This is a genomic window from Tritonibacter sp. SIMBA_163 (assembly GCF_046535935.1).
GTDB lineage: Bacteria > Pseudomonadota > Alphaproteobacteria > Rhodobacterales > Rhodobacteraceae > Epibacterium > Epibacterium scottomollicae.
In genome coordinates this window covers 1-271 of the sequence record NZ_JAWJBP010000460.1, presented here as the reverse complement: position 1 = coordinate 271, position 271 = coordinate 1, and the positions used below count along the sequence as shown (strand labels likewise).

Below are 271 nucleotides of genomic sequence, written 5' to 3'. Positions count from 1 at the left end.
GGACGCACCGAATTTTCTGATGGGGTATGTCCGGGAACTTCAGCATTGGTAGAGTCACTGAGTAAACAAAGGACTCCTTTTGCGCCATATTCGGCAAGACGATGCAAATCAAAATGTTCACCATCAACAGGGGTATGATCAATTTTGAAATCACCGGTATGAATAACTACGCCTAAAGGAGTGGTAATAGCAACACAGCAACTATCGGCAATGGAATGAGTGTTGCGAATATACTCGACTGAGAACGCACTACCGAGTTTCACTGTATCCC

General features: G+C 44.6%; 1 pseudogene. It reads right to left on the bottom strand.

The window, feature by feature from the left end:
• Window positions 1-271, bottom strand: a pseudogene (locus tag R0J92_RS23120) (ribonuclease J); the annotation flags it as partial.